17 protein-coding genes and 2 pseudogenes are annotated in these 18,068 nt (G+C 72.9%); 9 read left to right on the forward strand and 10 right to left on the reverse strand.

What is annotated here, in order from left to right; translation table 11 throughout:
• Positions 1-97: 97 nt before the first annotated feature.
• Together Q4V64_RS50280 and Q4V64_RS50285 are read right to left on the reverse strand one after the other, a co-directional pair.
• Positions 98-502, reverse strand: a complete 405-nt coding sequence (locus Q4V64_RS50280) for a nuclear transport factor 2 family protein (RefSeq protein ID WP_124444915.1) — start codon at positions 500-502, stop codon at positions 98-100.
• Positions 503-512: 10 nt separating this feature from the next.
• On the reverse strand, positions 513-1,481 hold the full coding sequence (locus Q4V64_RS50285; RefSeq protein ID WP_124444916.1) for an acetylxylan esterase: 969 nt from the start codon (positions 1,479-1,481) through the stop codon (positions 513-515).
• Between the two features lie 103 nt (positions 1,482-1,584).
• On the opposite strand from Q4V64_RS50285, the gene Q4V64_RS50290 reads away from it, so the two are divergent.
• Positions 1,585-2,964: an 8-oxoguanine deaminase gene (locus Q4V64_RS50290; protein ID WP_124444917.1), complete on the forward strand. Its 1,380-nt coding sequence runs from the start codon at positions 1,585-1,587 to the stop codon at positions 2,962-2,964.
• A gap of 37 nt (positions 2,965-3,001) precedes the next feature.
• On the opposite strand, the gene Q4V64_RS50295 is transcribed toward Q4V64_RS50290, so the two are convergent.
• From Q4V64_RS50295 to Q4V64_RS50305, 3 genes are all read right to left on the reverse strand, one after another.
• Positions 3,002-3,586, reverse strand: a complete 585-nt coding sequence (locus Q4V64_RS50295) for a hypothetical protein (RefSeq protein ID WP_124444918.1) — start codon at positions 3,584-3,586, stop codon at positions 3,002-3,004.
• A 206-nt stretch (positions 3,587-3,792) separates the two neighbouring features.
• Positions 3,793-4,587 (reverse strand): ferredoxin reductase, encoded by a 795-nt coding sequence (locus tag Q4V64_RS50300; protein WP_124444919.1) that lies wholly within the window; start codon positions 4,585-4,587, stop codon positions 3,793-3,795.
• The gene (locus Q4V64_RS50305; protein WP_124444920.1) at positions 4,580-5,185 is read right to left on the reverse strand and encodes a sulfite oxidase-like oxidoreductase; all 606 of its coding nucleotides are present in this window, start codon (positions 5,183-5,185) and stop codon (positions 4,580-4,582) included. The genes Q4V64_RS50300 and Q4V64_RS50305 overlap by 8 nt, the downstream gene beginning before the upstream one ends.
• A 233-nt stretch (positions 5,186-5,418) precedes the next feature.
• Between Q4V64_RS50305 and Q4V64_RS50310 the strand changes: the two genes are divergently transcribed.
• The 3 genes from Q4V64_RS50310 to Q4V64_RS50320 all read left to right on the forward strand — a co-directional run bounded on the left by Q4V64_RS50310 (position 5,419) and on the right by Q4V64_RS50320 (position 8,309).
• The gene (locus tag Q4V64_RS50310) at positions 5,419-6,342 is read left to right on the forward strand and encodes an NADP-dependent oxidoreductase (protein WP_124444921.1); all 924 of its coding nucleotides are present in this window, start codon (positions 5,419-5,421) and stop codon (positions 6,340-6,342) included.
• Between the two features lie 284 nt (positions 6,343-6,626).
• Positions 6,627-7,292 carry a GNAT family N-acetyltransferase gene (locus Q4V64_RS50315; protein ID WP_253267451.1) on the forward strand — a complete coding sequence of 222 codons (666 nt, stop codon included), beginning with the start codon at positions 6,627-6,629 and terminating at the stop codon, positions 7,290-7,292.
• Positions 7,293-7,481: 189 nt separating this feature from the next.
• Positions 7,482-8,309: a putative protein N(5)-glutamine methyltransferase gene (locus tag Q4V64_RS50320; RefSeq protein WP_124444922.1), complete on the forward strand. Its 828-nt coding sequence runs from the start codon at positions 7,482-7,484 to the stop codon at positions 8,307-8,309.
• An 11-nt stretch (positions 8,310-8,320) separates the two neighbouring features.
• Here Q4V64_RS50320 and Q4V64_RS50325 read toward each other — a convergent pair whose 3' ends face one another.
• Positions 8,321-9,805: a GMC family oxidoreductase N-terminal domain-containing protein gene (locus Q4V64_RS50325; RefSeq protein ID WP_124444923.1), complete on the reverse strand. Its 1,485-nt coding sequence runs from the start codon at positions 9,803-9,805 to the stop codon at positions 8,321-8,323.
• A 95-nt stretch (positions 9,806-9,900) separates the two neighbouring features.
• A complete protein-coding gene (locus tag Q4V64_RS50330; RefSeq protein WP_124444924.1) occupies positions 9,901-10,662 on the reverse strand; it encodes a sulfite exporter TauE/SafE family protein in 762 nt (253 codons plus the stop codon).
• 84 nt (positions 10,663-10,746) lie between these two features.
• Here Q4V64_RS50330 and Q4V64_RS50335 point away from each other — a divergent pair, with 84 nt between their 5' ends.
• Positions 10,747-11,763: a LysR family transcriptional regulator gene (locus tag Q4V64_RS50335; protein ID WP_303714983.1), complete on the forward strand. Its 1,017-nt coding sequence runs from the start codon at positions 10,747-10,749 to the stop codon at positions 11,761-11,763.
• Here Q4V64_RS50335 and Q4V64_RS55845 read toward each other — a convergent pair.
• The 3 genes and pseudogenes from Q4V64_RS55845 to Q4V64_RS50345 form a co-directional block, all read right to left on the reverse strand.
• Positions 11,653-11,968 (reverse strand): annotated as a pseudogene (locus Q4V64_RS55845) (LysR family transcriptional regulator); the annotation flags it as partial. The gene Q4V64_RS50335 and the pseudogene Q4V64_RS55845 sit on opposite strands and share 111 nt — an antisense overlap.
• A gap of 79 nt (positions 11,969-12,047) precedes the next feature.
• Positions 12,048-12,803 carry a DUF5666 domain-containing protein gene (locus Q4V64_RS50340; protein ID WP_124444925.1) on the reverse strand — a complete coding sequence of 252 codons (756 nt, stop codon included), beginning with the start codon at positions 12,801-12,803 and terminating at the stop codon, positions 12,048-12,050.
• Positions 12,804-12,961: 158 nt separating this feature from the next.
• Positions 12,962-15,052, reverse strand: a complete 2,091-nt coding sequence (locus Q4V64_RS50345) for a SpoIIE family protein phosphatase (protein ID WP_124444926.1) — start codon at positions 15,050-15,052, stop codon at positions 12,962-12,964.
• Positions 15,053-15,349: 297 nt separating this feature from the next.
• On the opposite strand from Q4V64_RS50345, the gene Q4V64_RS50350 reads away from it, so the two are divergent.
• The 4 genes and pseudogenes from Q4V64_RS50350 to Q4V64_RS50360 all read left to right on the forward strand — a co-directional run bounded on the left by Q4V64_RS50350 (position 15,350) and on the right by Q4V64_RS50360 (position 18,068).
• Entirely contained in the window at positions 15,350-15,520 is a 171-nt protein-coding gene (locus tag Q4V64_RS50350; RefSeq protein WP_172629552.1) for a hypothetical protein, read from the forward strand.
• A 237-nt stretch (positions 15,521-15,757) separates the two neighbouring features.
• Positions 15,758-17,059 carry a cation:proton antiporter gene (locus Q4V64_RS50355; RefSeq protein WP_253267438.1) on the forward strand — a complete coding sequence of 434 codons (1,302 nt, stop codon included), beginning with the start codon at positions 15,758-15,760 and terminating at the stop codon, positions 17,057-17,059.
• A gap of 196 nt (positions 17,060-17,255) precedes the next feature.
• A pseudogene (locus Q4V64_RS55850) lies at positions 17,256-17,533 on the forward strand (DUF3040 domain-containing protein).
• Positions 17,534-17,699: 166 nt separating this feature from the next.
• Positions 17,700-18,068: a hypothetical protein gene (locus tag Q4V64_RS50360; RefSeq protein ID WP_124444927.1), complete on the forward strand. Its 369-nt coding sequence runs from the start codon at positions 17,700-17,702 to the stop codon at positions 18,066-18,068.

The raw sequence follows: 18,068 nt of genomic DNA on the forward strand, positions 1-18,068 counted from the left end.
CCTCCGTCGTCCGTCGGGAAGCCCGGCGGCGGCAACGCGACCCGGGCGCAATGAACATACCGACTGGTCGGACGGTTCGGAAGGGGAAGACAAGGCCTCAGCGGAAGAACAGCGATCCCGTCGGCTCCCGGTGGCCCTCGGCCACATGCCAGTAGTCACGGGTCTCGACGGCCAGGCCGGCGTCGTCGAACCGCACGAAGACACAGCCGGCGAGCGTGGACGCCGAGCCGCCCTCCTCCGCCAGCACCCGGAACTCGGCCACCGCGACTGCGTCCGGGCCGACGACGGGAGCCGAGAACCGCACGTCCGTCACCCGCTCCTCGGCGAACGACCGGCGCAGATACTCGGCCAGCCCGTCCCGGCCGCGGTGCGGTGCACGGAACGGCATGGAGCGGTGGACGCAGTCCTCGGCGTACAACTCCAGCAGCGCCTGGACGTCATGCGCGGCCCAGGCCCGCTCCCAGACCCGGACGAACCGCTCCGCGGCCACCCCCGTCTCCATGCCCGGCCCCTCAGGCGTGCGACCGCAGCCAGCGCAGCTTGGCCGCCTCCTGGTAGGGGCCGCCGCCCTCGTGGTCGTTGAAGTCGTACACCTCGATCGCCTTCTCGTCGTGCGCCCAGGCGTTGAACGCCGCGAAGACGGTCGACGGCGGGCAGGTCTGGTCCTCCAGGGCCGCCGAGAACAGCGCGGGCGCACGGCCGCGGGCGGCGAAGTGCACGCCGTCGAAGTAGGAGAGCGTCCGCAGCGCGTCCTCGCTGCGGCCGCGGTGCGTCTTGAGGTACAAGCCGATCTCACGGTAGGGATGACGGTCCGTCAGCGTCACCGCGCGCGGGTAGTCGCACAGGAACGGCACGTCCGGCGCGACCGCCGCCAGGTCCGGGACCAGCCCGCCCACCGCGATCGAGATGCCGCCGCCCTGGCTGCCACCGAGGGCGACCGTGCGCGCGGGATCGGCCAGCGGGTGCGAACGGGCCGCGTCCACGGCACGCACCGCGTCCGTGAAGACACGGCGGTAGTAGTAGTTCTCCGGGGCGTCGATGCCCCGGGTCATGAAACCCGGGTACGCGGGCGCTCCGGCCATCGGGTCCACGGTGCCGCCACCGCCGCCCCAGGCGCTGCCCTGGCCACGTGTGTCCATCACGAAGTGCGCCCGGCCCGACGACGCCCACAGCAGATGCTCGTGCGGCAGACCGCGCCCGCCGCCGTAGCCGATGAACTCCACGACCACCGGAATCGGCGCGGAGACCTCGGCGGGGATCGTGAACCAGCCCTTCACCGGGTGGCCGCCGAACCCGGCGAACGTCACGTCGTACACCTTCACCGTGGACAGGCCCGTGTCGACGAGTTCGAAGCGCGCGTCGAGATCGTGCTCGCGGGCCTCCTGAAGCGTCTTCGACCAGAACGCGTCGAAGTCCTCGGGCTCGGTCGACGTGCTGCGGTACTCGCGGAGCTCGTCGAGGGGAAGGTCGAACAGGGCCATCTGGGACCGCCTTTGTGAAGGGGGCGTGCGGATGATCACACCGTACGTGGGTGGTCGGACGACTCGCCAGGTCTTTGCCTCGGTACGCGCCTACGATGACGACATGACGTCTGCCGCCGAGGTGCCGGTCAACGCGGTCGAACTGCTGGTCAGGGATGCCGAACTGCTCGTCGTGGACGGGGAGCGGGAGATCCCGGGCGGCTGGGTGGCCGTCACCGGAGGTCGGGTCACCGCGGTCGGTCCGGCCGGCAGCGAACCCGAGGCCCGTACGACCGTCTCCGCCGTCGGGCGCCTGGTCACGCCGGGCCTGGTGAACACGCACCACCACATCTACCAGAACCTCACCCGCTCCTACGCCCCAGCCGTGAACGGCTCGCTCTTCGACTGGCTGACCACCCTGTACCCCCTGTGGGCCGCACTCGACCAGGAGGCCGTCTACGTGTCGGCGTACGTCGGCATGGCCGAGCTGCTGATGGGCGGCTGCACCACCTCCTGCGACCACCTCTACGTCCACCCCCGCCCGCGCCTGGTCGACGCCGAGATCCGCGCCGCACGCGACATCGGCTTCCGCTTCCACGCCACCCGCGGCTCCATGACCCGCTCCGTCGAGGACGGCGGGCTGCCGCCGCGGAGCGTCACACAGACCGACGAGGAGGTCCTCGCCGACAGTGAGCGCGTCATCAAGGCGCACCACGACCCGGAACCCGGCGCGCTGGTACGGGTCGCGCTCGCGCCCTGCTCGCCGTTCTCGGTGACGAAGGCGCTGATGACGGCCACCGCCGAACTCGCCGAGCGGTACGACGTACGGCTGCACACCCACCTCGCCGAGGACCGCGACGAGGACGCCTACTGCCTTCAGACGTACGGCTGCCGACCCGTGGAGTACTTCGAGGAGACGGGCTGGATGAGCGACCGCACCTGGGTCGCCCACTGCATCTACCCCAGCGACGACGAACTGCGCCGCCTCGCGGCCGCCGGCGTCGGCGTGGCGCACTGCCCGAGCTCCAACATGCTGATCGGCGGAGGGACCGCCCGGGTGCGCGAGATGCGCGAGCTGGGCATGCCCGTCGGCATCGGCTGCGACGGGTCCGCCTCCACGGACCACGCCTCGCTCTGGATGGAGACCCGCGGGGCGCTGCTGCTCGGGCGCTACCGGGGCGGACCCGGCGCGATGACCGCACGGGACGCCCTCGACCTCGCGACGCGCGGCTCGGCCCGCTGTCTGGGCCGCGCGGACGAGCTGGGGCATCTGCGGCCCGGGGCGTGCGCCGACCTCGTCGTCTGGGACCTCCACGAGGTCGCGCTCGCCGGTGCGTGGACCGACCCCGTGGAGGCGTGGCTGCGCTGCGGGCCCGCCCGGGCGTGGACGACGGTGGTCGCTGGCCGGATCCTCGTCGACCGGGGTGAACCGGTCCTGGCGGGGCTGGCGGACGCGCTGCGGACGCACGGGAGAATCGCGCGGCGGATGCAGCAGGGGGCATGATCAATACACCTGGTCCCGGAGTGCACGGCCCTGGCGGTCATGCCCGGCGGCGGGTCCACTGCGGCTCGGTCAGGGCCCACTCCCGTTCCCAGGCGGCCATCCGGCGGCGGTCGAGCGCACCGCGCACGGCGGAGCGGGCGAGGAGCACCCCCGCGACCGCGCCTCCGGTGGCGCACAGGCCGAGGGTGAGCGTGTGCTGCCAGACCGCGCTCTCGTCCGGCGGTGGGAGCACACTCCGGCCCTTGCCGTCGAACCACACGTCGATCACTTCACCACGGTGCGTGCCCGCCGGGACGCGTGCCGTGCCCGTCCGCGGACCGCTGTCGGGATCCGTCCAGCGCACGGTCGCGCGGTAGGCATGCTCCCGCCCACCCTGCACGGAGGGCAGCGAGTCCGGAGTCCGGCCGACGACCTCGGCACGGACGCGATGGCGATCGGCGCGCTGCTCCGTCGCGACCGCCCGTGCCTCGCCATGGGCCCACCAGCCCGCGACGGCTCCCGCCAGGGGAGCGCCCACGAACAGCAGCAGGCCGACGGCCAGGACCATCCATGCCTCTAGGACGTCCGACCGCCGCCTGAGCGGATTGCGCCGCCAGCGCCAGCCGCGCACCCGGGTTCGCATGTCGACCTCCGCACCGCGCACGTCTGTGAGCGCCCCCCGGGTACCCCCACTGGCCCCGTTCACCAACGATCACCACGGGGGACCGGCGGAAAGGAATCGCCGGACAGGGGCGCCCAGCCGGGTCCTGCCGAAACGCCGTGGTGGTACCACGCCACGGCCACCGGAGGCCGCGGAACCGGCCAGGTGGCGCGGGAGGGTGCCGCGCGTCAGCCGAAGCGTTCGATCCGGATCCGGTCCACGGGCTGACCGGCCTCGACGAGCAGCCGAGAGGCGTGCTCGGCGAAGGCGTTGGAGCCGCACACATAGGCTTCCCACCCACCGGGTGGCTGCTCGGCCAGGAGCGGCGCCACATGTGCGGCCGCCATACGTCCCACGGGCACACCCTCCGCAGCGCTCCGCGTGAACACGGCGGTCGTCTCCGCTCCCACTTCCCGCGCGTAGATGAGCTCCCGCGGGCTGCGGGCCGACACCAGCATCCGCAGCGGCACGGACAGGCCCCGCATCCGGTGGTGCCGCACCATCGACATCAGCGGTACGACCCCCGAGCCGGCGCCGATCAGCAGCGCGGGCCGGTCGCCGGGCCAGGCGAAGAAGCCGCTCAGCGGGCCGCGCACCGCTACCTCGTCACCGGGCCGGGCCACCGTGTGGAACCAGCCCGAGACCTCACCGCCCTCGACGTGGTCCAGGGTCAGCTCGATGTGCCCCGAGTCGTCGGGCGCGGACGCGATCGAGTAGTGGCGCTGGGCCACATAGCCGTCCGCGGCGATCAACCGCAGCATCAGGTGCTGACCGGGCAGATGACCCGCCCACGCGGGCACCGCGAACCGGAACGTGGACGCGTGCGGGGTCTCGCGGCGGATCTCGGTGAGCGTGGCGGTCTGCCACACCGCGGCGGCCCGTTCGCTCACGGCGATCCGCCCGGGCACGGCGAACCGCGTCGGGGGAGTGAAGGCCTGGGGATTGGTCGGGGGATTGGACGGGGGAGTGAAAGTCTCAGTCACCGGAGTACCGCTGCTCCTCCCAGGGGTTGCCGCGGGCGTGGTAGCCGTTCTGCTCCCAGAAGCCCGGCTCGTCGTGGTCGAGGAGCCGCAGGCCCGCGATCCACTTGGCGCTCTTCCAGAAGTACAGGTGCGGCACCAGCAGCCGCGCCGGACCGCCGTGCTCGGCGGCCAGCGGCTTCCCGTCGAACTCCCAGGCGATCCAGGCGCGTCCGCCGGTGAGATCGGCGAGCGGCAGGTTCGTGGTGTAGCCGGTGTGCGAGTAGGCGACGGCATGGGTGGCGGACCCATGGGGCCGCACCACATGGAGGAAGGCGTCCAGCGACACGCCCCCGAACCGCACTCCGAACTTCGACCAGCTGGTCACGCAGTGGATGTCGCCCTCGTACGCCGACGCCGGCAGCTCGTGTGCCGCGTCCCAGTCCCACATGTGCGGCTGCTCCACCAGGCCGTCGATGCGGAAGGTCCAGTCGGCGGGCGCCAGTGCGGGAGTGACCTCCGCGGACAGGACGGGCCAGTCGTCGCCCGCGTCATACTGGCCGGGCGGCAGCCTCGGATTGTCGACGCGGGCGCGTCCGGTGAAGCCTCGGGTGACGTTCATACGGTTCCAGCGTGACGACGGTGGTGATTGCTTACGCGGTCCACCGTACGTGCATGTCAGGCATGCCCGGCGCGCGGGCCCGACCCGGGTCGAAAGGCCGCATTGAATTTGAAGGCTGTATGAACTCTCCCGCGTCCCGGGAATAGCGGACCGCTGATCTTCCTTGCCGAATGTTGCCACATCCGGTGGCCCCTACAACCGGTGTCCCGGCGCAGCGAAGGAGAGTGGGACCAGTGCCCAAGGCGTATGTCTTCACACGGTACGGCGGACCGGAGACCGAGGCCCTCGTCGAGGTTGACCGGCCCGTCCCGGGCCTCGGTCAGATCCTGGTCGCGGTGCGGGCCGCGGGTGTGAACCCCGTCGACTGGAAGCAGCGCACGGGCTTCCGCCGGCCCGGCGAGAGCGAGCGCGTGTTCCCGGCCGTCTTCGGCAACGAGGTCGCCGGAATCGTCGAGGCGACCGGCGACGACGTCGAGGGGTTCGCCGCGGGAGACGAGGTCTTCGGCAACACGGTGGCCGGGGCCTACGCCGAGTACGCCCTGCTGCCCGCCGCGGTGACCGCGCACAAGCCCGCCGCGTTGGACTTCACCGATGCCGCGACCCTGCCCATAGCCGCCGCGACCGCCTACGACGGGATACGGCAGCTCGACCTGCCCTCCGGGGCGACCCTGCTGGTCACCGGCGCGGGCGGCGGGGTGGGCGCGGCGGCCGCGCAGATCGCCCGGGCCTTCGGACTGGCCGTCGTCGGCGTCGCGAGCAAGGGAAAGAAGGACTTCGTCGAATCCCTCGGGGCCGTGCACGTGGCGTCCGGTCCAGGCTGGGCCGAGCGGGTACGGGCTGCCGCGCCGGAGGGTGTCGACGGGGTCTACGACCTCGTGGGCGGCGAGGTACTGGCCGAGGCGGCTCGGCTGCTCACCGACCGGACGAAGCTCATCACCGCCGGGGCTCCGGCCGAGGATGTCGAGCGGCTGGGCGGGGCGCGTGTGGCCCGGGCGCGCACCGCGGCCGTCCTGGAGGAGGTGGCGCACCTGGTGGTGAACGGCGAGCTCGACCCCCACGTCACCCGGACGTTCCCGCTCGACCAGGCAGGCGAGGCCCTCCGCACGGTCGAGGACGGCCACACCCGTGGCAAGGTCGTGATCGAGGTCGCCCGATGACGACCGACATACCGGCGACCACCGCGGCCCCTCAGATCTCCGGCGCGACGTCGACCCCTGGCGCCACTTCGACCCCCGGCACCACCTCGCCCCCCGGCACCACCTCGACCCTTGGGGCCTCGCGGACAGCCTCCGCCTCGCGGACACTCAGCGCCTCGCGGACCGGCGCCTCGCAGACCACCGACGTCTCACAGGCAATCGCCGCCTCGCGGACCACCGCCGCCTCGCCGACCACCGCCCCCTCGCAGACCACCGACACACCCCACGTCCTCGACAATCCCGCCCTGGCCGCCCTAACCGGCCCGCACGCCCACTTCGCCGAGCGGCGCGGCCGGGTGCTGCGCTACCCCGTCGACGTCACGCCGTGGCTGGCCCTGCCCGATGAACCGGACGCCGACGACTGGAAGGACGTAGCGGCGCTCGCGGGCCCCGGCACGGAGGTCCCGCTGCTCGGCTTCGCGGGGCGGATCCCCGACGACTGGGAGGTCACGGCCAGAATCGAGGGCGTGCAGATGGTGGACGACGGCGTGACCCCCGCCCCGGACCCGGAGGCGGTCCGCCTCGGCCCCGCCGACGTGCCCGAGATGCTCGACCTGGTCGCCCGCACCCGGCCCGGCCCCTTCTTGCCCCGCACCATCGAGCTCGGCACGTACCTCGGCATACGGCGCCACGGTGCCCTCGTCGCCATGGCGGGGGAGCGACTGCACCCGCCGGGGTGGACCGAGATCAGCGCGGTCTGCACCGACCCCGCCGTCCGCGGCGAGGGCCTGGCGACCCGACTGATCCTCGCCGTCTCCGACGGCATCCGGGAGCGCGGCGAGACGCCCTTCCTGCACACCGGCGCCGGCAACGCCACCGCCATCCGGCTCTACGAGTCCCTGGGTTTCCGGCTGCGTCGTACGACGGTGTTCGGCACGGCGAGGGCGCCGCGGCGGCTCCCGGTCGCGTAAGACAACTCGGCGGCGCGTTGGGGTACTGTGTGGCCTTCCGGCTGCGGGCGGTCCCAGCCGTGAAGTACCGAGGAGGTGAGACCCATTACCGCTCTGTCAGGTCGGGTGCTCTCTCCTCGAACCGGCGCGGATCAGCGCCGTAGGTGACCGCGGGAGCGCCCTTCGGCTTCCGAAAGGTTCTCGGCTTTCATGCCTCCACTTTCCTCACCGTCGTCGTCCTCCGCTTCTCATGACTCCTCTCGTGGTTCCGCTTCTCGTGACTCCGTCGTAACGGCGCTCCGTGCCTCCGGCTGTGTCTTCGCCGAGGACGAGGCGGAGTTGATCCTGGCCGCCGCCCGCACCCCGGACGAGCTGGCCGCCCTGGTGGACCGCAGGGTCGCCGGTCAGCCCCTCGAACTCGTCCTCGGCTGGGCCGAGTTCCGTGGGCTGCGCATCGTCGTGGAACCCGGCGTGTTCGTGCCCCGCCGCCGTACCGAGTTCCTCGTCGAACAGGCCCTCGCCCACGTCCCCGACGCGTCCGTCGTGGTGGACCTGTGCTGCGGCTCGGGCGCGGTGGGCGCCGCGCTGGCCGCCGCGTTCGGCCGGATCGAGTTGCACGCCGCTGACCTCGACCCGGCCGCGGTGCGCTGCGCCCGCCGCAATGTCGCCGCCGTCGGCGGTCACGTCCACGAGGGCGACCTGTTCGAGGCCCTCCCCGGTGAGCTGCACGGCCGTGTCGACGTCCTCGCGGCGAACGTGCCGTACGTCCCCAGCGGCGAAGTCGGGCTCCTGCCCGCCGAGGCACGCGACCACGAGCCGCTGGTCGCGCTCGACGGAGGCACGGACGGCCTGGACGTCCTGCGCCGGGTCGCGGCCGAGGCGCCCCGGTGGCTCGCACCAGGCGGCTGTCTGCTGGTCGAGACGAGCGAACGCCAGGCGCCGACGGCCGTCGACGCCTTCACCCGCAGCGGCCTGGAGACCCGTCTGGCGGTGTCCGAGGAGATGTACGCCAACGTCGTGATCGGCGCCAGGTCCTGACCTCGAGGCGCTCATGACGCGGACCATGCCGCGGCGAACCGCTCGGCAAGCATCAGCGTGGACAAGTTGGTGTTCGCCCGCGGAATGCCCGGCATGGTCGACGCGTCCACGACGTGCAGCCCGTCGACCCCACGCACAGCGCCCCGGGTGTCGGTCACGGCGGATGGATCCTGCTCGGGTCCCATCCGGCAGGTACCGACCGGATGCTGATACGAGGCGGTCTCCGCGTGGGCCATGGTCGCGAGGGCGGCGTCCGTGGCATCGCGGACCGGCCGCGCTGGGGTCAGCAGTGTCGCCAGCGGCCCGGTATCGGCGATCTCGTGCGCGAGCCGGATGCCGGTCACCATGCGGTTCAGATCGCCGGGGTGCTCCAGCAGGCGAGGGTCGATGGCGGGCCGTGTGTCCGGGCCGTCGGCGCGGATCCGCAGGGTGCCGCGGGAGCGCGGGGCGATCACCGCGACGTGCAGGTGGCACATCGTTTCGCCGTCGACCGTCATCGGCCCAGCGGGAAAGATCTGCAGGCCGGGGTCGGCGTCCTCACCGTCGCCCGCGCAGGTGAGCATGGTCTGCAGCGCGGGTGTCCCTTCCGACACGGTGGCGGAGAACGGCAGCCGCAGCAGGGGGTGATCCTGCAGATCGCGCCCGACGCCGGGCAGGTCGACCTGCGCCTCGATCCCGGCCTCGCGGAGTTCCTCGGCCGGGCCGATGCCGGAGCGCAGCAACAGCAGCGGCGAACCGTACGCGCCGGCCGCCAGCACGACGAGGCCGGCGTGGATGGTCTCGGCAGGCTCGGCGAGTCGCACACCGACAGCGCGGGTCCCCTTCAGCACGACCTTCTCGACGAGCACACCGCCGCGGACGGTGAGGTTGGGCCGCTGCCGCGCCGCCGCGAGATAGGTCAGCGCGGTGGACTGGCGGACACCAACGACCTGGTTGAACGGCATCGGCCCGATCCCGTGCGCGCCGGGGGCGTTGTGGTCGGCGACCGCGGGGTACCCGGCGGCCACACAGGCGTCGGTGAACGCCCGCTGCACCGGCGTCAGTTCGGCGATACGGGGACGCTTGATCGGCACCGGCCCTGCGCTGCCGTGCCAGTCGTCGGTGAAGTCCAGGTCTCGTTCCACGGTGCGGAAGAACGGCAGCACATCGGCGAAGCCGAGGCCGGGATTGCCGAGGTGGGCCCAGGCGTCGTAGTCGGCGGGCCGGCCGCGCAGCGCCATCGCGTTGTTCGTCGCCGAACTGCCGCCGACCACCCGGCCTGCGAACAGGGGGATGCGCCGGCCGTCGGTACCCGGCTCACTGGTGTACCCCCAGTCGTAGGGGGTTTCGGTGAGGTCGTCGGCATCGGCGATCTCGGTGGGCTGCTCCCGTGCCGTCGTACCGAAGTCCGGGCCCGCTTCCAGTAGCAGCACCGAGCGGTCGGGGTCGGCGGAGAGACGATGGGCCAGCACCCCGCCCGCCGAACCGGCACCGACGACGATCACGTCGTATCCCATAGTCGTCCTACCCAGTCCTCGCCTTCGTCGGTACAGCCGCAGCCCTGACCGGCTACCGCCGGCCGAGCGACTGAAACATCCGCGACCCTGCCGAGTCACCCGCGCAGGAAATACAGGCCCGTCATGGTCACGGCGGTCGTCAGGACAGTGCCGCGCAGCAGCCGGGCGGGGAGGCGGCGGGCGAGGTGGGCGCCGCCGAAGCCGCCGGCCACCGCTCCGGCCAGCATCGTGGTGAGCACCAATGGAGAGCTCAGGGCGTCCGAGGCGACGAGGAACAGCGCGGTCGCGCTCAGATAGACGGCCGCGACCTGGGCGACCCGCATCGGATTGCCGGCCGCGGCGTCCAGACCGAGGCCGATGCTCCACAGGGCGAGCATCATGATGCCTACGGCACCGCCGAAGTATCCGCCGTACACGGAGAGCAGGAACTGGCTCGCCAGTACGGTCCGGGAACCCATCCCGAGCGGGCGGTCCAGCGCGCTGCTCAGCGCACCGAAGAGGCGGCGCCCGAAGGCCAGCAGCAGCGTGGCGAACGCCAGCAGCCACGGCACCGCGGCATCGAACGCCTCCGACGGCAGAGCCAGCAGCAGGCCGGCGCCCATACCGCCCCCGATGACACTGGCCGTGGTCAGCGCCGTCGTGGAAGTGGCGCCGACCGGGGCGAGTTCACGGCGGTAGACCCAGGCGCCGACCAACGAGCCGGGAACCAGGGCGATGGTCGACGAGGCGTTCGCCGTCACCGGGGACTGGCCGACGGCGACCAGCGCGGGCAGCGCCACGAAGGTGCCGCCACCCCCGACGGCGTTCAGCGCGCCGGCGGCGACACCGGCCAGCAGGACGATCAGCGTCTCGGACATCCGCTGAGCATCGCCCCGTGACCGGTGGGCTCACAATGCGGCATCGACGCACCCAGCCCAAGGCTGTGCCATAGGCTCCTGAGGGTGCGCTACGACCTGGACGATCTGCGGCTCTTCCTCGCCGTCGTGGCAGAGGGATCGATCACGGCGGGCGCCCGCCGCAGGCACCTGAGCCTGCCCTCGGCCAGCGCGCGGGTGCGGGCACTGGAGCACCACGCCGGTGTGACCTCGCTGATCCGCGGCCGACGAGGCGTACGGCCCACCCCGGCGGGCACGACCCTGGCCCGGCACGCCCGCGAGGTCCTCGACCGGACGGCCCGGCTCGACAGCGCCGTCGCCGGCTACACCCGGTCCCCGACGGCACCGCTGACCCTGCTGAGCGGCGGCTCCGCGATGCACCGGCTCGTGCCGCAGGCCCTGATCTCTTTCCTTCGCGCGCACCCGGACGTCGACGTCACGGTCCGCGAGAGCCGCACCCCGCACACCGTGCGCAGGCTCGCCGACGGCGAGGCGGACCTCGGGGTCGTCGTCGACGACGAGGCCCGCGACTGCGGCCTCGACATGGAGCCCCTCGGCGACGACTCCCTCGTCGTGATCGGTCAGCGCGGCGGGATTCTCGCCGGCCGGACCGCGGTGACCTACAGCGAGGCGGCCGAGCACCCACTCGTCGGGCTCGACGCCGACTCCTCGCTGCGCCGCTGGATCGAGCAGCACCTCGGTCCCCACGCCCCGGTGGCGCGCTACCGCACCACCGCCGCCGACCTCAACGTCCTGGTCGCCCTCGCGGCAGCCGGCGTCGGGCTCGCCGTCGTACCGCGCCGCGCCCTCGACCCGAGCCGGCCACTCGACGTGTGCGCACTGCGGGACACCTGGGCGCGGCGCTGCCTTCTGCTGGCCTGGGGCGTCAAAGAACGGCCCGCGTCCGCCGCCGCGCTTGCCGGACATCTGCGTCAGGCCGCCCTGTCCGAGCCGGCCGGCCCAGGCGAAGAGCTACCGGGCCCGCTTCGGCGTCCACGACCCGGGGGCGGGTCGGGCGGACCCGAGACGCGCCCGGAGCGCGGTGAGCGTGAGATGCGGATTGTCGTCGCGCCAGATGAGTGAGTGCGGGTACACCGGTGTCGGGTCCTGTACGGGGATGCGCCGCAGGTCCTCGTCGGCGGGCCGGACGAGGCGGGTCCGTTCGCCGACGAAGGTCGCCCGTGTCGCGGGGAGCCGGCGATCGGGTCCAGGAGCGGCTCGATGCCGAAGTCCGGCCGGTCGCCTCCATGGTGTGCCCGAACTCGGCGGCGAGGTCGTCGTAGAAGGCGACCGGCCGCGACCGACCGCGTGGCCCGCACCCTTGTCCGAGTGGTCGGTCGCTGTTGGGCACCCTGCCTGGCGCAGCCCTAGGCCCCCGCGCCACTGCCCGAAGAGCCCGGCTTCTGCCCGTCCCGGAAGCCATGGCCGGGGTGGCCGGGGCGGTCAGGGAACTTGCCGCGCCAGTCGCCGGAGCCCTTCCGCTCCTCCCAGGTGCCCGACAGGACTCGCGTGGCGGTCCTGGTGCCGTCACCGGAGCGGGTGCCGACCAGGTGGACCGTGTCGCCGTCCTTGAGGGCGTCGGTGCCCGACGTGTCGTCGGCGAAGACCTTCGTGTCCGAGTCCACGGTCCACTCCCACACGGCCCCGTCCTCGCTCTTGACCGTGACCTGGTCGCCGTCCACCTTCTCCACGGTGCCCCGCTGCCAGATCCGGACGACCCAGTCGCCGCTCTCGCGGTCCTTCACGGTCGACTCGCCGTGCACCGCGTCCGAGCCGAGGAACCACGGCCCGCGGCCGTGCCGGTCGCCAGGGCCGTCCGGTGACGGTGACGCGGAGCCGGAGGCCGCGGCCAGGGCCTCGTCACCCGAGTTGCCCGAGTGCCCCGAGGTGGCGGCGTAGGCGACCGTGCTGCCGAGGGCCAGGACGGCGACCGCGGTCGCCGCGACGACCGTGCGGGCCCTGGCGGACCGCCGCCGCCACAGCCCGCGCACGGCCGCGCCCGTCGTACGCTCCGGTTCCGCTCCGCCGGGACCCACGAGCAGCTCCCGGTGCGCGCCCGGCTCGGCGGGCAGGTCGGGCGGCCCGCCGCCGGCGATGTGCTCCTGCTCCGGATCGTGCGTCACGACTCGCTCCCCTCGGCCACGGCACCCGGCGTCCGCGCTGCCAAGTCCTGCTGTGATTGTGGGATGCGGGCGATAAGGAGCAGGTAATCGGTTCCTGTGAGGATCGCGCGCCCCTCACTGACGTCACACGTGACTAAGGTCACTGACGTCACACGTGACTAGGGCCGGTCCTCGTCCGGCGTCTGCACCCGGGCGATGAGCAGCGCCACGTCGTCGGAGTTGTCCGGTTGGTGCAGGGTGCGCAGCAGGAGGTCGCAGACCTCCTCCAGGGGGCGGTCCGGACCGTCGAGGAGGGTCAGGAGGGCGCTGAGGCGTTCGTCGAGGGGGTGCTGCCGGGTCTCGACGAGGCCGTCGGTGTAGAACACCAGCCGGTCGCCGGGGTCGAGACCGACGGTGGTGGTGGAGAAGGCGACGCCGCCCACGCCCAGCGGCACGCCGGTGGGCAGGTCGAGCAGCTCCGGGGGACGGCCGGCGCGCAGCCGGGCCGGCGGCAGGTGCCCGGCGTTGGCGATCCGGCACTGTCGCAGGGCGGGGTCGTGGATGGCGTACACGCAGGTGGCGATGGAGTGGTCCAGGCCCTCGGTGATCTTGTCGAGGTGTTCCAGGAGCCGGGCGGGGTCGAGGTCGAGAGAGGCCAGGGTGGTCGTCGCGGTGCGCAGCCGGCCCATGGTCGCGGCGGCGGTGATGCCGCTGCCCATCACGTCACCCACCACGAGCGCGGTCTTGCCGCCGTCCAGCGGGATCACGTCGAACCAGTCGCCGCCGACCTCTGCGGTGGCGCCGGCGGGCTGGTAGCGGGAGGCGACCTCCAGTCCGCCGATCACGGGCGGGTGGCTGGGCAGCAGGCTGCGCTGCAGGGTGAGGGCGGTGTCGCGGGCGTTCTGGTACCAGCGGGCGTTGTCGATCTGCACCGCCGCACGGGAGGCCAGCTCGCGCGCCAGCAGCAGGTCGTCCTCGCCGAACGGCAGCGGGTTGCGGGCGCGTTTGAGGTCGAGGGCGCCGAGCACCTCGCCGCGCGCGATCAGCGGGACGGCCAGATAGGAGTGCACGCCCGCCCGGGCCAGCAGCTCGGCCGCCTCCTCGGAACGCGCGATGCGCGGCAGGTCCTTGCCTCCGACCCGCTCCACCAGGACGGGTCGGCCCGTGCGGACGCACTCCGTGACCAGGCGGTCCGAGGCGTACCGGGCGACCTGCCCGGGCGGGTCGGCCGCGCTCAGGGCGTCCGGGGCGCGGTCCGCCTCGACGGCCAGCGTGCTGATCACCGCGGGATCGGCGGGGCCGAGGGTGCTGGGCCTGCCCTGCACCACCGCCTCCAGCAGGTCCACGGCCGCGACGTCGGCGAGGTCGGGCACGGCGACCTCGGCCAGCTCGCGGGCGGTGCGGTCCAGGTCGAGGGTGGTGCCGATGCGGGCGGAGGCGTCCGCGACCAGGGCCAGACGCCGCCGGGCGGCCTCCGCCTCGACGGCGGCCACGTGCTGCTCGGTGACGTCCTCCACCGAGACGGCCACGCCCAGCGCGGTGCCGAGCGAGTCCTCCAGCCGGTAGAGCGAGAGCGACCAGGCGTGTTCCTCGTCCGGGTCGGCCGGTGTGCGGCCGACGATCCGCTGATCGACGACCGCCCGGCCGGTCTCCAGCACCTGACGCGCCGCCGACTCGATGGCGTCGGCGTCGAGATGCGGCAGGACCTCGCGGATCGTCCGCCCGATGTGCTCCTCGGCCGGTATGCCGTTGAGCCGCTCCAGCGCCGGGTTGACCGAGACGTACCGCAGATCGGTGTCCAGTACCGCCAGCCCGATCGGGGACTGCGTGACCATCCGCGTCGACAGCGCCACGTCCCGCTCCAGCCGCCGTACGGTCGACTGGTCGGCGGCGAGGCCCAGGGCGTAGACATCGCCCCGGTCGTCCAGCAGCCGCATGTTGCGGAACTCCACGAGCCGCGTGCTGCCGTCCTTGCGCCGGACGGGAAAGGCTCCGGCCCAGCCCTCGCCGGTCTCCATGACGTCGGCGAACAGCTTGACGACCAGATCGACGTGCTGCTCGTGGACCATGATCCGAGCGGCGTACTGGCCGAGCGCCTCCTGCGCCGTGTAGCCGAACAGCTCCTCGGCCTGCGGGCTCCACAGCGTGATGCGTCCCTCGGCGTCCAGAACCACCGAGGCCACGCCGAGCACGTCGAGCAGCCCGCTGGGCCGCACCGGCCCGCGCACCGGCTCTCCGCCCTCCGGTACCGGAATTCCGGCTGCTCTCATGCCCCGCACCGCCTTCGCCGATCCTCGCGGCACGCCGTTCCCCCGTGCCGACTCCCCTTGTTCTACCGCGCTCAACCGTCACCGCGACGCCGCCGTCGGCTTTTACCACCATCCCTCAATACGGCGGCGGCCGTCCGGCAAAGCCACACCGAGACCGTAGCCGAGCCGACGACCACCGTCCCGCTGATTGGTCTGTACATGACCGTCGTGTCGGTGACTATCGCGACCGGTCGGACTGTCCGCCGACCGCGCCCACCCCCACCGAGGAGTCGCCTCCCGGCCGGGACCTCGACCGAGGTGAGGCCCTGGCTGCTGCTGGTCTTCCCGACCCCCGGCGTCAACCCGAGCACCTCGCCGTCGGCGAACCTCCCGCAGGCGGCCACCGTCCGCCTGGACCACGCCGTGCGTGACGTAGACGTACAGGGCTGCGACTTCTCCGGTCCCACCCGCCGCTTCACGCGGAGTTGAGGTCCGCCCAGGCGGTGGGGGCCGCCGACGGCCCGTCCGGAAATGAGTGCCGGCACCGATGGTGACGCCCGTCGCGGGGATGCGACGGTGGCGGGAAGGCCGAGATCTCGCGTCCCCGGGACGCCCGGCGGCACCCGGCCCCCGGCACTCGGCACGACCTCGGACGAAGGAGGATCCGTATCCACCCCCGTGAAGTGAAGCCCGTCCGGCGCTCGGCGCGGTCCGAGGAGGTGACCCGTGGGACATGCTGACACCCTGCTCGCCATGGGCGGCGCCTTCCTGGCCGCCGCGTTCCTCGCCCGCCTCGGCGGCAGGATCGGATTGCCCACGATCCCGCTGTTCATGCTCGCCGGCATCCTGCTCGGCCCGCACACGCCGGGCCTGGTCCTGGTCGAGGACGCGCACGACTTCGAGATGCTCTCCGCGCTCGGGCTGGTGCTGTTGCTGTTCTACCTGGGCCTGGAGTTCCATCTCGACGACCTCAGGAGCGGCGGCAAGCGCCTGCTGACCGCGGGCGGGACGTATCTGCTGCTGAACGTCGGCGCGGGCCTCGGCTTCGGGTTCGCGCTGGACTGGGGGACGCGGGAGGCGCTGGTGCTCGCCGGTGTCCTGGGCATCTCCTCGTCCGCCATCGTCACCAAGATCCTCATCGACCTGGGCCGTATCGGCCGCCCGGAGACCCGCCTGATCCTGGGCGTGATCGTGGTGGAGGACATCTTCCTCGCGCTGTACCTCGCGGCCCTGCAACCGGTCCTCAGCGGTGCCCAGGGCATGGGAGAAGTGGTCCTGCAGGCGGGCAAGGCGTTCGCCTTCCTGCTGGTGCTGGCCGCCGCGGCCCGGTACGGCACCCGGTGGGTCGGCCGGCTCATCCAGGTCCGCGACGACGAACTGCTGGTCATCAGCTTCCTCGGCGCCGCGGTCCTCGTCGCCGGTGTCTCCGAGGTCCTCGGGGTCGCCGACGCCATCGGCGCCTTCATGGTGGGCCTGATCCTGGCCGGCACGCCGTCCGGGCCGCGCATCCGCGAGCTGGTGCATCCGCTGCGCGACGCCTTCGCGGCCATCTTCTTCTTCGCCTTCGGGCTCGCCATCGACCCTTCGGTCGTCGCGTCCGTCGCCGGACCGGTCGCCGCCGCGGCAGCGCTGACCGTGGTGATGAACGTCGCCGCGGGCCTGCTCGTCGCCCGCCTGTACCACTACGGTGCCGAGCCCGCCGCGGACATCGCCACGACGCTCGTGGCCCGCGGTGAGTTCGCGTTGATCCTCGCCGCCATGGCCACCAGCGCGGGGCTCGACGCACGCCTGGCCCCGTTCATCGCGGGCTACGTCCTCGTGCTGGCCGTTCTCGGTCCCGTCGCCGCCGGACGCGCCCACCTGCTCGCCCGCGCCCTGCGCTTCATCACACGCCCGGCTGTCCCGGGGCGCGAGGGCCCGTCGCGGCGGCCCGGCGCGGGAACCGGCCGACGCCGCCGACCCGTACCGGACGGACGACGACGTGATGTCGGCGTCGGCCTCCGGCAACCTGCCGGCGGAGGCGGCTGACCGCTAGTGCCCGCTCTCGCGGCGGGTCCGCGGATGCGGGACTGCCGGAGTTCGGCCGGGACGGCCGCGGTGGGTGGGGCAGGAGGCCGCACGAAGGACGGGACAGCGCGGTGAGGGAGCCGGGCGAGGCCTGCCGGGGGCGGTGGGCGACGCCCGGCCGGCTCCCATCGGCCTGTCAGCGCGACACGGAGGAACCATGCCCCAGTCCGACGACGAACGTCTGGTCGATCTCGAAGCGTGGCTCGAGCACGACGATCCCCGGTTCGCCCGGGCGCTGGGCGCCGGCCGACCCGCTCGACCCCGCGAATACCGGCGTACCGGCGTACCGGCGTCTGGTGGACGCTGGCCGTCGCCGTGACCGCGCTGACGACCGGCGTGGCTCTGGCCGCCGGCCTCCTCATCGCCACGGGCCTGGTCCTCGCAGGCATCGCCGCCGAGTTGTCCGACCCCCATCGCGGCCGACCGCGGCCGTGACATCGCTCGGCGTACTCGATCCTCCAAACTGACGTGACCCGTTCGCGGAACAGAACGGGCACATCGGCCGGTAGTGCTCCACGGCATGTGGTGGTTTTCTGGGGATGCGGGCGGTTTCGCGGAGCGGCCGTGGTGCCGCGCCGCGGCCACGAGAGGAGCGATCACGATGGACGGTGAGCGACCGCACCCGGAATCCGTCTCGGTGGAGATCAGCGGATGCAGCAAGGACGACGCCCGGATCGTGTTCGACACCCTGTGTGCCTGTTTCTCGTCCGACCGGTGCGCCGACGACGTACCCGAGGATCTCTCGCAGACCCGCCCGACGGTGTGGCTCGGCACGTTCGACGTGGCCGACCCGCACGAGGGGGCCCGCCCCGCCCGGCTCTCGTCCTCCGTCATCGCCGACGTGCAGGGCGGATACTGGGCGGTCGACCGTTTCCGCACCACCCTGGACTCCCTGTTCTCCGTGCACGACCTGTCCACGGCCTCCGGAGACCAGGAGGAGGAACTGCACGTGAGGCTGGAGAGCCGGTGA

The organism is Streptomyces sp. NL15-2K (genome assembly GCF_030551255.1).
In the GTDB taxonomy this organism is placed as follows: domain Bacteria; phylum Actinomycetota; class Actinomycetes; order Streptomycetales; family Streptomycetaceae; genus Streptomyces.

Excerpts from the sequence above, each read along its gene's own strand:
- Q4V64_RS50330 (WP_124444924.1), bottom strand. The coding sequence starts at position 10,662 with ATGTCCGAGACGCTGATCGTCCTGCTGGCCGGTGTCGCCGCCGGCGCG.
- Q4V64_RS50305 (WP_124444920.1), bottom strand. The coding sequence starts at position 5,185 with ATGAACGTCACCCGAGGCTTCACCGGACGCGCCCGCGTCGACAATCCG.
- Q4V64_RS50290 (WP_124444917.1), top strand. The coding sequence starts at position 1,585 with ATGACGTCTGCCGCCGAGGTGCCGGTCAACGCGGTCGAACTGCTGGTC.
- Q4V64_RS50285 (WP_124444916.1), bottom strand. The coding sequence starts at position 1,481 with ATGGCCCTGTTCGACCTTCCCCTCGACGAGCTCCGCGAGTACCGCAGC.
- Q4V64_RS50280 (WP_124444915.1), bottom strand. The coding sequence starts at position 502 with ATGGAGACGGGGGTGGCCGCGGAGCGGTTCGTCCGGGTCTGGGAGCGG.
- Q4V64_RS50295 (WP_124444918.1), bottom strand. The coding sequence starts at position 3,586 with ATGCGAACCCGGGTGCGCGGCTGGCGCTGGCGGCGCAATCCGCTCAGG.
- Q4V64_RS50360 (WP_124444927.1), top strand. The coding sequence starts at position 17,700 with ATGGACGGTGAGCGACCGCACCCGGAATCCGTCTCGGTGGAGATCAGC.
- Q4V64_RS50325 (WP_124444923.1), bottom strand. The coding sequence starts at position 9,805 with ATGGGATACGACGTGATCGTCGTCGGTGCCGGTTCGGCGGGCGGGGTG.
- Q4V64_RS50320 (WP_124444922.1), top strand. The coding sequence starts at position 7,482 with ATGCCTCCACTTTCCTCACCGTCGTCGTCCTCCGCTTCTCATGACTCC.
- Q4V64_RS50345 (WP_124444926.1), bottom strand. The coding sequence starts at position 15,052 with ATGAGAGCAGCCGGAATTCCGGTACCGGAGGGCGGAGAGCCGGTGCGC.